Annotated in this window: 8 protein-coding genes; 5 read left to right on the forward strand and 3 right to left on the reverse strand. The window is 61.8% G+C overall.

What is annotated here, in order from left to right:
* The first annotated feature begins 75 nt into the window (after positions 1–75).
* Both IAE36_RS00465 and IAE36_RS00470 read left to right on the forward strand, forming a co-directional pair.
* Positions 76–1,131: a HEAT repeat domain-containing protein gene (locus tag IAE36_RS00465; protein ID WP_201209607.1), complete on the forward strand. Its 1,056-nt coding sequence runs from the start codon at positions 76–78 to the stop codon at positions 1,129–1,131.
* 78 nt (positions 1,132–1,209) lie between these two features.
* Positions 1,210–2,826: a response regulator gene (locus tag IAE36_RS00470; protein ID WP_201209608.1), complete on the forward strand. Its 1,617-nt coding sequence runs from the start codon at positions 1,210–1,212 to the stop codon at positions 2,824–2,826.
* A gap of 6 nt (positions 2,827–2,832) precedes the next feature.
* On the opposite strand, the gene IAE36_RS00475 is transcribed toward IAE36_RS00470, so the two are convergent.
* On the reverse strand, positions 2,833–4,902 hold the full coding sequence (locus IAE36_RS00475) for a hybrid sensor histidine kinase/response regulator (RefSeq protein WP_201209761.1): 2,070 nt from the start codon (positions 4,900–4,902) through the stop codon (positions 2,833–2,835).
* 302 nt (positions 4,903–5,204) lie between these two features.
* Here IAE36_RS00475 and IAE36_RS00480 point away from each other — a divergent pair, with 302 nt between their 5' ends.
* Positions 5,205–6,011, forward strand: coding sequence for a CSS-motif domain-containing protein (locus IAE36_RS00480; RefSeq protein ID WP_201209610.1), 807 nt, complete (start codon positions 5,205–5,207; stop codon positions 6,009–6,011).
* A gap of 20 nt (positions 6,012–6,031) precedes the next feature.
* Here IAE36_RS00480 and hppD read toward each other — a convergent pair whose 3' ends face one another.
* Entirely contained in the window at positions 6,032–7,108 is a 1,077-nt protein-coding gene (gene hppD, locus IAE36_RS00485; RefSeq protein WP_201209612.1) for a 4-hydroxyphenylpyruvate dioxygenase, read from the reverse strand.
* A gap of 296 nt (positions 7,109–7,404) precedes the next feature.
* Between hppD and IAE36_RS00490 the strand changes: the two genes are divergently transcribed.
* The gene (locus tag IAE36_RS00490) at positions 7,405–8,991 is read left to right on the forward strand and encodes an EAL domain-containing protein (RefSeq protein ID WP_201209614.1); all 1,587 of its coding nucleotides are present in this window, start codon (positions 7,405–7,407) and stop codon (positions 8,989–8,991) included.
* A gap of 33 nt (positions 8,992–9,024) precedes the next feature.
* The gene (gene rarD, locus IAE36_RS00495) at positions 9,025–9,912 is read left to right on the forward strand and encodes an EamA family transporter RarD (protein WP_201209616.1); all 888 of its coding nucleotides are present in this window, start codon (positions 9,025–9,027) and stop codon (positions 9,910–9,912) included.
* On the opposite strand, the gene IAE36_RS00500 is transcribed toward rarD, so the two are convergent.
* Positions 9,875–11,446, reverse strand: coding sequence for a TerC family protein (locus IAE36_RS00500; RefSeq protein WP_060481052.1), 1,572 nt, complete (start codon positions 11,444–11,446; stop codon positions 9,875–9,877). The genes rarD and IAE36_RS00500 overlap by 38 nt on opposite strands.
* Positions 11,447–11,532 lie beyond the last annotated feature (86 nt).

The following is an 11,532-nucleotide window of genomic DNA, read 5'->3' on the forward strand; positions in this document are numbered from 1 at the left end:
CCTGTTCTCGGGACGCGGTTGCATTTCCCAATCTGCTGGCCCAAGCTCTGCCCTTCCGCCGCTACGGACCGTCCGATGCCCAGACGCAACCGCTACCTGATCGCCCTGCTGCTGCTGATCGTGGTGGTGGCTTCGTTCGGCTACCTGTGGCGCGACGTGAAGCCTGCGCAACCCTCGCTGCCGGCTCACAGCTATGTGAAAGCCCTGCGCCAGGCTCATGACGGGCAACCGGGGGCGGCACGTGTGCTGTATCAGCAACTGCAACGGGACGACCTGCAGCCCATCCGCCGCGCCGCACTCTATACCGAGCTGCCCAATTATCCGTCGCCGCAGGCGCTGAAACTTGCCCGCACAGACCTGGAGCATGAAGAACCGATGGTGCGGCGGGCAGCCATCGCGGGTATCCGCCGGCTGTTGCCCGCCGCACAGCGTAGCCTGGTGCTCGGCCCGCTGCTGGAGGACGGCGATCAAAGCGTCCGCTTCGCCGCAGTGGATGCGTTGGTAGGCCTCGACCCCGATGCCATTGGCCTGTACTTCGGCCCATTGCAAAAGGCCGTGGCGCAATACCAGCAGGTACTGGAGCAACAACCGGAAGATGTCGATGCCCAAGTGCACCTGGCACGGCTTTACCTGCACGAGGCGGACTACGCCCAGGCGAGCAAAGCCATCGACCGCGCGCTGGCCGCCGCCCCCAATGACCTCGACGCCCTGGCTACCCAGGTCCGCCTGCTGGAGCGCCAAGGGCAGCACGACGCCTCACGCCAGGTGCTGGGTAAGGCATTGGCCCTGAGGCCTGACTCAGCCTTCCTGCAGCACGAGCTTGGCCTCTGGCTGATCCGTCACGACCAACGTGAATACGCCCTGCTGGCCCTGTCCCGCGCCGTGGAGCTGGATGCGGACGATGCCGACTACCGCTATACACTCGCCGTGACCCTGCACGACCTGGAGCAACATGATGCGGCGCAAAAGCAACTGGAGGCCGTACTCACCCGTGAGCCGGCTAACCGCCGCGCCCGCGTGCTGCTGATCAAGTACTGGAAAGAATCAGGGCAATTGCAAAATGTGCAGGTGTTACTGGCCGAGCTGGAGCGGCAGAACCCTGACGACCCGTTCTTGCAACAGGGGCTATAGCAATCCGACTGTTTTGTTGAACCCTCCCTCTGGCACAAGGTCGAGAGCATATCGGGCTGCCATTTCAGGAGAGCCATCTTGGCCAGTACACCGGCGCTAGAACATCGTGCCTTGATACTGGCACCCCAGCCTGTGGCTGCGGAAACTTCACGCTTGCTCGCCTCGGCCGGTATCGACAGCCTGTGCGCAGTGGACCTGGCGAATTTGCACGCCTGCCTTGCTGAAGGGGCTGGCTTGGCAATCATTGCCGAGCAGGCGTTTGTGCAGGGGCCTTGCCTGCCGCTGCAAGCATTCATTGATGAACAACCGTGCTGGTCAGACCTGCCAATCGTCCTGGTGCTAGAGAACCAGGCGTCGTTGGGCGGGCAACCCAACCATCCTACGGGCAACCTCATCCCGCTGATTTCGCCCTTCGCAGAAGCCCAACTGCTGCAAGTCACGCAGTCTGCGTTGCGTCACCGCAAAAAGCAGTACAGCGCGCGGGACCAATTACGCGCCTTGCAGCTGCGGCTCGACACCCAGGATGCACTTGCACCCGAGGCCACATCTAGCAGCGACTTCGCGCGCCATCAGGCGCGCAAGATGGAAGCCATCGGCCAACTGGCAGGCGGCGTCGCCCATGATTTCAACAACCTGCTCACCAGCATAGGCGGCAGTTTCGAGTTGATTGACCGCCGTTTGAAGCAAGATCGCCGTGAGGGCCTGGGCGATGTGGTGAAGATGGGCCGCGACGCGGTAACGCGCGCGGCCCGCCTTACCCACCGTCTGCTGGCATTTTCTTCGCGGCAGTCTTTGCACAGCCAGCGTGTTGATTTGCAGGACATGCTCCAGCACCAGCCCCGGAATGTGAGCACGCCGCCGGCTGTGACGCTGTTCACCGATGTACCCGACGACCTTTGGCCGGTCGAAGTGGATGGCCAGCAGCTGCAGGAAGCCCTCGACAATCTGCTGCTCAACGCCTGTGAGGCCATGCCCAGTGGGGGCCGGCTGCGCATCGAGGCGAGCAACCAGCATGTCCAGGCCAGCCAGTTTTCTCCCGGCATCCTCAGCACGGGCGACTATGTTCACCTTCGCATCATCGACGATGGCCAGGGTATGGCCCAAAGCACGTTGGAACATGCCTTCGAACCTTTTTTCAGTACTAAGGCCATCGGCCAGGGCATTGGGCTGGGTTTATCAATGGTGTACGGCTTCAGCAAGCAGTCCCACGGCCACGCAACGCTGCGCAGCCGGGTTGGGCACGGTACCGAGGTAGGCCTCTACCTGCCCCGTTACCTCGAGCGTGATCCTGGCCATGCAGAATCGGCGCAGTCTCTGCAACCCAGTGGTGGCTACCATGTGCTGGTGGTCGAAGATGACCCGGATGTTCGCCAGCTGTTATGCCAGGCGCTGGAGGACGAGGGGTTCTCTTGCTGCACCGCCAGCAACGCCGCTGAGGGGCTGAGCCGCTTGCGCTCGGGGGAACCCGTGGACCTGTTGATCACCGATGTGGGTTTGCCCGGCATGAACGGCCGGCAGTTGGCGGAGATCGCGCGTAGTACGGACCCGCAACTGCCCGTGCTGTTCATCACAGGCTATGCAGAAACGGCAATGGCTCGTGAAGGGTTCCTAGGCCCAGGGATGCACCTGATTGGCAAGCCCTTCGAGTTGCAACAGCTGCAAGCCTACGTGATACAGATTCTCGGAAGGCCCTGAGCGCCCTCAGATATCAAGCATTCCAAGGGCCTTATCAGCGAGTTCAGCCAGCATGAACGGCTTGTTCATCAGTGCGGTACCTGGCTGCTCGAGAAACTCCGGCTCTACCTGCTGTTGGGCGTAGCCGGTGATAAACAGGATTTTCTGCTGTGGCAGCTCCATCCGTATCGCCTTGGCCACCTGCCTGCCACTGAAGCCGCCAGGCAAACCGATATCGGTGATCACCAGGTCAAACACATCGCCCTGATGAAATCGCTCCAGTGCCGTATTGGCGTCGGGCACGTCCGTTACCTCGAAACCACGCTCGGTCAGGTACTCGCGCATCACTGCACGCAGGTTCAGTTCATCATCGACAAGCAATACCCGCTCGCCGCTGGCCCTGCTCACCGAACGGCCCAGATGCGGTTGCTCCTGAGCAATGGCATGCAGACTCCGCGGGAACAGCATGCAAACCTTGGTGCCCTCGTTCACCGATGACTCGATCCAGGCATACCCTCCGGATTGACGGACAAAACCGTACACCATGGACAAACCGAGCCCAGACCCACGTCCCATAGGCTTGGTGGTGAAAAACGGCTCGAAAGCCCTGGCCACATCTCGCGCCGGCATGCCGTGCCCGGTGTCCTCGATGTGCAACGCCACATAATCACCGGGTGGCACCCCGGTTTCGTCGGGGAACCACGCCGTCAGCCGCTCATTGACGGTACGCACCGTAACGCTGCCACGGCCGAGGCAGGCTTCACGGGCATTGGCACAGAGGTTGATCAAGGCGTTTTCGAATTGGGGAACGTCAATGTTCACCGCCCACGGTGCGACATCCAACTGCCATTTCAGGCCTATCTCCGCGCCCAGGGTGCTCGCCAGCAGCGGTTCACTCTGGCGCAATTGGCGGTTGAAATAAATGGGTTTGGGGGCCAGCGGCCGCTCGCGGGAGAAGGCCAGCAGGCGGTGGGTCAACTCCATTGCTCGCTGCACCGAATCACGCGCCACCCTGACGTAGTCGTCGACCCGCTCAAGGCGTCTCTCGTTCAGCCGGCTCTGCAACAGTTCGAGGCTACCGCCGATACCTGCCAGCAGGTTGTTCATTTCATTACCCATACCACCCGCCAACTGGCCGACCACCTCCATGCGTTCGTTATTGCGTAACAAAGCTTCGGACTGGCGCATCGCGAGTTCGTGGTGCTCGGTAATGTCCTGCCCCACCACGGTCATCAAGCCTGCCTCAAAACGCGCGCGCCAGGTAAACCAGTGATAGTGGCCATCGCAGTGACGCAAGCGGGTCTCCACCTGGTCCGCATGCCTGTGCTGAAGCAGGCCGTCTACTGCCAGCTGCACCTCGGCGCGGTCGGCTGGGTGAACCAGCTCCAGGATCGGCATGCCTAGGACGTGTTCCTGGGCCCAGCCAAGGATCCGGAACCAGGTCGGGTTGGCGCCATGCAATTTGAGATCAGGGGTCAGGGTCATCATGGCATCGTGCGACAGTTGCCATATCTGTTCGCGCTCGGCCGCGTGGCGCTGGACGTCGCGCTCAAAACCCTCTGCAAGCCTGCGCCAGTGATCGCGCGCTTCGATGCTGGCCGTGGTTTCGACCACCGTATGCAAAAAGCCAGCAATCTCCCCGCGCTCATCATGCAAGGGTGTGTACCCGAACGTGCACCAGGTTTGTTCGGCACATTCCCCACAGTTGATGCGCACGGGCGGGTCTTCGACAAAGCTGCTGCGCCCGTTGAGTACGTCGAATACCCAAGGGCCTACGGCGTCCCACACATCAGCCCACACTGCGTCGAACGCCTTGCCCTGGGCGTCAACGGTTGGCCTCAGGGCGCGGTAGCCATCGTTGGGGACAACCGTCATGTCTGGCCCCCACACCACTGCACAGGGAAACGGGGACAAATGCGCCATGTCCACGGCAATGCGCAGCGACGCCGACCAGCGTGGGAGTGGCCCCAGAGAAGTGCGCGACCAATCGAACTGAGTAATCGACACCTGTGCCAGAGCGGCCGGGGCAGCGCGCTGAGCCTGCTGTACCGGGTGCGCCGCAGCCGCCCGCGGCTTGTCTTTTGCAACCACTGTCATCACTCCACTGGGTGGGCCGAAGGCATCCACGGCGCCAAGTGCGCGCAAGGGCTCGTTTGCCTGCAGTACTGACGTTAGCACAGCGTGGCCCCACCCTCCTTCAAAGGCTGTGACCCGGCCACCGGCCAGCGCACATCGCCAGCGAGAATTGACGCACGTACCGGGGATAGATCACAACCGAACACTCACCACTTTCCCCTGAGCTGTAGGCGGCTGCCCTACAGCCTGTACGCCCATGAACACTTAGGCTCGACGTTTGGCTGCTCATGTCGATCAGCAACAAGCCAGGGGCCCACCTCACCATGCACAGAATCATGAACGCCGGGCGCAGCATGCTGGAACTCGTGCTGTTGATGGCCGTAGGCCTGGTGCCTGTCTTTTCGGGCCTGTTGGTAATGATCTACCAAGTAGAGGTAAAACTTGCGGAGAATGCCGCCATCTCCGTGCAAGAGGCGGTTTTCAGCGTTGACCAGGCACTGGACCGCGTGCATGAGGTCGCGGCAAGGGCCCTGCCACTGGCTGGGCAAACCTGCGAACAGGCCAAAGAGGCGTTGCTGGACCAAGTCGCAAGCCGGTCCATGCTGAGGTCACTGACACTGGTCAGTGATGGCCAGGCCTACTGCAGTACCACGTCCGATCCACTCAGTGTGCTGTCTACCCTCGCCTCACCTGGGCGGCTGGTGACGCTTTCCAGCACGTTGCAGGATCGCAACGATCACCTTTTGGTGAACCTGTACCTGCCGCAGGGTCGCCATGGCGTTGTCGCCACTGTCTATACCACACAACTGCGAACTGAATTGAGCGCGTTTCAGGACGGCCTGACGCTGATGCTGGATTTCAATGAGCATTACCTGTGGAGCAATGGCGACAGCCTGAGCGGCATGCGCCCATCGCTCAGCGAGTTCAACCGTCAGGCTGATTCGGCCCAATACGAGTACCGGGTTGTCGGGGGCTACGCAGCGGGCTACACCGCGCGCGAGATCCGCGAATCGATGCTCAACATTCTTCCCTCGCTGATGCTGGTTGGGCTCATGACCGGCGCCGTGATTTACTTCGCGCTTGGCCGGGTTCGGAGCAGAACGCTGGAAGCCCCGGAGGGCCACCACTAAGCGCCCAGCCCCGGCCTTGGTCAATCAGTGCTCAATACACCCCGGCGCACTTGATCACGCTCGATGGACTCGAACAGTGCCTTGAAGTTGCCCTCACCGAAGCCGTCGTCACCCTTGCGCTGGATAAACTCGAAAAACACCGGGCCCAGCAACGTTTCGGAGAAAATCTGCAGCAGCAGGCGCTTGTCGCCGGACTGTGCGGCCCCATCGAGCAGAATACCGCGCGCCTGCAACTGATCCACCGGTTCACCATGCCCAGGCAGGCGCTCTTGCAGCATTTCGTAGTAAGTCTGCGGAGGGGCTGTCATGAAGCGCATGCCGAAGCTTTTCAAGGCATCCCATGTTTTGAGCAGGTCGTCGGTGAGGAACGCGACATGCTGGATGCCTTCACCGTTGAATTGCATCAGGAACTCTTCAATCTGCCCGGCGCCCTTGGATGATTCCTCGTTGAGCGGAATGCGGATCATGCCATCCGGCGCTGTCATCGCGCGGGATGTCAGGCCGGTGTATTCGCCCTTGATGTCGAAGTAGCGAATTTCGCGGAAGTTGAACAGCTTCTCGTAGAAGCCTGCCCAATAGGCCATGCGACCACGGTAAACGTTGTGGGTCAGGTGGTCGATGATCTTCAGGCCCGCCCCCGCAGGGTGGCGGTCTACCCCTTCGATGAAGTTGAAATCGATGTCATAGATCGAGCTGCCTTCTTCGAAACGATCGATCAGGTACAACGGCGCCCCGCCAATGCCTTTGATGGCAGGCAGGCGCAGCTCCATGGGGCCGGTTTCGATTTCGACCGGTTGCGCACCCAGTTCCAGCGCGCGGGCATAGGCCTGGTGAGCATTGCGAACTCGAAACGCCATGCCACACACCGAAGGGCCATGCTCAGCGGCAAAATACGATGCAACACTCTTGGGCTCATTATTCAAAATCAGATTGATGTCGCCCTGGCGGTACAGGTGCACATCCTTGGAGCGGTGGGTCGCGACCTTGGTAAAGCCCAGCATCTGGAAAACCGGCTCTAGCAGGCCGGGGGTCGGGGATGCCAGTTCGATGAACTCAAAGCCCATCAGGCCCATCGGGTTTTCGAAAATATCAGCCATGTTCGTGTCCTCATCTGCAGCGAAAATTATGAATTTCCAATGATTTTGAGGGAAAACGGCGGCGAGCACGGGATGCCCCGTACGCTGCGGGCGAGAAAATCACCGATGATCAATCTGAACCCATGGTCTGACATAGCGACGCATTCCGGGGGGCTTGGTCCTTCCCGAATGGAAGGACTTATTGTTCTTTTCGTAAATCGATTCTACACAGCGTAAAATCTTTTGTCGCCATCTGGTTCCTCAGCCAGGCAGACCAAGGCTATGCTCTTGAGACTGCCGCGCGGATAGGCCAGAGCATGCCCCTCACCCGAAAAACCCGGCCAGGCTTCGGCTGGCGTTCGTTGTTACCTTGGTTCGTAGGGGCGTTGCCGGCCTTGTGCGGGTTCGCGGTGATGAGCTGGCAGGTCGAGCGCGAGATGCAGGCCAGCAGCCAAGCCACCACTCAACAGGCCATGGTGCACATCGAGCGTATCCTCGACAGCCTGTCGAGCGCTGCCCATACCCTTCTCCCCCTGGCCAGCACCCCGTGTTCCCAAGCGCAGTTGCGCTTGCGCGCCGAAGTGACCCGCAACGCTTACGTGCGCTCCACCAACCTGTTCCACTACAACCGGCTGTATTGCACGTCATTGCTCGGGGACTACGACGAACGCGTCAACCCTGACGATTACGCCGACGGCCAATTGTGGCTGATGACCGGCAATTCGGTAACGCCCGACCATCCGTTGCTGCTATACCGCGCAAGCGAAGGTGACCGAGGCGTCATCAGCACCGTCGATGGTGAGCACCTGCTGACGGTGTTGCGCCTGATTGGCCCGGACCAGGCCCTGATCCTGCGCGTGGGCGATGCGTGGATGGGCCAGGACGGCGCAGTCCACCGGGGCGCCCCTGCACCTGCGGCCAAGGCCTACGTGGTGCAGGGCTCGGCTCGCTACCCGTTCAGCGTGGCAGGGGGTTACCCCGCCGATCAACAGGGCCGGCTGTTGCGCAGCCACTACCTGGCCCTGCTCGGGCTGCTGGTGGTGTTTGGCGTAGGTGCCGGCCTTGCCTGCCACTGGCAGATCCGCAGGGCCAACTCACCACGGGCCGAACTGCGCAGGGCGCTGCAGGCCGATGAGTTCGTGCCCTACTTCCAGCCAGTGGTACGCCGAGGGGACTACCGATGGGCCGGTGTTGAAGTGCTCATGCGCTGGAACCACCCGCAGGAGGGGCTGGTAAGCCCTGACCTGTTCATTCCCTATGCCGAACACAGTGGCCAGATCGTGGCCATGACCCGGGCGCTGATGATGCACACGGCGCAAGGCCTGGCCCCTTATGCCGGGCTCATGGAAGACGGCTTCCATATCGGCGTGAACATCACCGCCGATCACTGCCGCGACCTTGGCCTGGTGGAGGACTGCCGCACATTCCTGCAACATTTTCCGCCTGGTCGAGTGACCCTGACGCTGGAGCTGACCGAGCGCAAGCTGATCGAGCCTACCCCCGCCACCCTGGAACTGTTCGAGAAGCTGCACGACATGGGCGTGATGATTGCCCTGGATGACTTCGGCACCGGCCAGTCCAGCCTCAACTACCTGCGCCAATTCAAAGTCGACTACCTGAAGATCGACCGCAGCTTCGTGGCGTTGATCGGCGCTGACGCACTGTCGGTTCACATTCTTGACAGCATCATCGAGCTCTCGGCCAAGCTGGGGCTAGGTCTCGTGGCCGAAGGGGTGGAAACCCCCGCGCAGCGGGACTATCTGGCGCGCCATGGCGCGCACTTTCAGCAAGGCTACCTGTTCGCCAGGCCCATGCCCGCCGACCAGTTTCTGGAAGCCCTGGCCGCACAACCTGGCCCCACCCGGTTGCCGCAAGGCGCGGCCCCTGAGATCATGCGCGGCTGATTCCACCGCTCCTATCCTGTATTCGAGGCACTCGTGTCAAAAGGAATTGTTTCATCGGTCATGGCATCCTGCTTGTTTGCCGTGATGTACTTCTATACGTCCCTGCTCAAGCCGTTGGATGGCGAAGAGATCTTCGGCTGGCGCACCCTGTTGACGCTGCCATGCCTTACCCTGTTCATGCTGATTTCCCGCGACTGGGCCAGGGTGGGCGAGTTGCTCGGCCGCGTGCGGCGTACACCTGTGTTGCTGCTGGGCATGCTGGGCACGTCCTGGCTGATGGGCGTGCAGCTATGGTTGTTTCTCTGGGCACCGCTGCACGGGCGCAGCCTGGAGGTGTCGATGGGTTACTTCATGCTGCCGCTGGCCATGGTCCTGACGGGGCGCATGGTGTACGGCGAACAACTGTCGCGGCTGCAAAAAATAGCGGTGGGCTGCGCCGCGCTCGGCGTGGTACACGAGTTCTACCAGCACGGCAGTTTTGCCTGGGAAACCCTGGTTGTAGTCATCGGCTACCCCATCTACTTCGTGCTGCGCCGCCGCTGCCGTACAGACCACCTGGGTGGGCTGTGGTGCGACATGTGCCTGCTGCTGCCCTGGGCGCTGTACTTCGTTGCCCAGGGGCCGCTGTCCAGTGCCGACCTGCAGGCTCACCCCGGCCTGTACCTGCTCATTCCGGTACTTGGGGCGATCAGCGCCTCGGCCCTGATCGCCTACGTACTGGCCAGCCGGCTACTGCCCTTCAGCCTGTTCGGCCTGCTCAGCTACGTCGAGCCCGTGTTGCTGGTGGGCGTAGCCTTGCTGCTGGGTGAAACCATCGGCCCGGACCAGTGGCTCACCTACCTGCCCATCTGGGCGGCGGTGCTGGTGCTGGTGCTTGAAGGCTTCAAGCACCTGATGCGTCAGCGTCGTCGCTCGGTATGAGCCGTACCTGACGTACCCGCCGTTCTTCCACGGCTTCGACCACCAGCGTCCAGCCGTTCCATGCCAGGCGGTCGCCGACCATGGGCAGGCGGTCCAGCAAGCTCATGACCAGCCCCGCCAAGGTCTGGTAGTCCTCGGTGGCCCGGGCGCTGAAGCCGGTGCGGGCGTGGACCTGGCTGAGGTTCATTGCACCGCTGATCACAAACCCCTGCCCGTCCTGGACAAAGCCCGGGCCTTCGACCTCGCTGGCGTCCGGCAACTCGCCGGCGATGGATTCGAGGATATCGGTCATGGTCAGCAGGCCGGTGAAGTCACCGAACTCGTTGACCACGAACGCGATGTGAGTGGACTTGCCACGCATCTGCTCCAGCGCGTTGAGGATGCTGAAGCTCTCCAGCAGGTTCAACGGCGCCCGCACCAGCCCTTCCAGGTCCGGCTGGCTACCAGACAGCAACTCTTTGAGCAGCTCCTTCTTGTGCACAAAGCCCAGCGGTTCGTCCACCCGGCCATCGCGGATCAACGGCAGGCGCGAGTAAGGCGAATGGACCAACGCGCGGGTAATGGCGTCAGCCGGCTGGGCAAGGTCGAGCAGGTCGACTTCGGCACGTGCCGTCATCACCGTGCGAATGGGGCGTTCGGCCAGGTTCAGTACCCCGCTGATCATCACTCGCTCGCGACGGTCGAACAGCACCTGCTCCTCGCCGCCCTCGACCAGGTCGGCGATTTCCTCACCCACTTCGTCCGCTTCCACGCGGCGCCCGCCCAACAGGCGCAGCACGGCGTGCGCGGTACGCTCCCGCAGCGGCCGGTGCTGTTGCAGGCTGCGCTTGCGGCGGGCCCGGGCCAACTGGTTGAACAGCTCGATCAGGATCGAGAAGCCAATGGCCGCGTACAGGTAGCCTTTGGGGATATGGAACCCCAGGCCCTCGGCGGTCAGGCTGAAACCGATCATCATCAGGAAGCCCAGGCACAGCATGATCACCGTGGGGTGGGCGTTGACGAAGCGGGTCAGCGGCTTGCTGGCGACGATCATGATGCCGATCGAGAAGATCACCGCGATCATCATCACCGACAGGTGTTCCACCATACCCACCGCCGTGATCACAGCATCGAGCGAGAACACCGCATCGAGCACCACGATCTGCGCGACGATCGGCCAGAAAGCCGCATGCCGGGCTGCGCCGCTGGCCTGGGTCACATGGCCCTCCAGCCGCTCGTGCAGTTCCATGGTGGCCTTGAACAACAGGAACACACCACCGAACAGCATGATCAGGTCACGTCCCGAGAAGCTCTTGTCGAACACCTCGAACAACGGCGCTGTCAGGGTGACCATCCAGGAAATACTGGCCAGCAGGCCCAGGCGCATGATCAGGGCCAGGCTCAGGCCAATGACCCGCGCGCGGTCGCGCTGATGAGGGGGCAGCTTGTCTGCCAGGATGGCAATGAACACCAGATTATCGATACCCAGTACCAGTTCAAGCACGATAAGCGTCAGCAGGCCTAGCCAGGCCGTGGGATCGGCAAGCCATTCCATTAGCGGATACTCACGTGGGAAGGGGCAACAGGAGAGGTAAAGCAGGGCCAGGAAGGCCGGAGACGGTGGGGCGCCACGAAGGTGCT

The sequence above is a fragment of the Pseudomonas sp. S36 genome (assembly GCF_016647875.1).
In the GTDB taxonomy this organism is placed as follows: domain Bacteria; phylum Pseudomonadota; class Gammaproteobacteria; order Pseudomonadales; family Pseudomonadaceae; genus Aquipseudomonas; species Aquipseudomonas parafulva.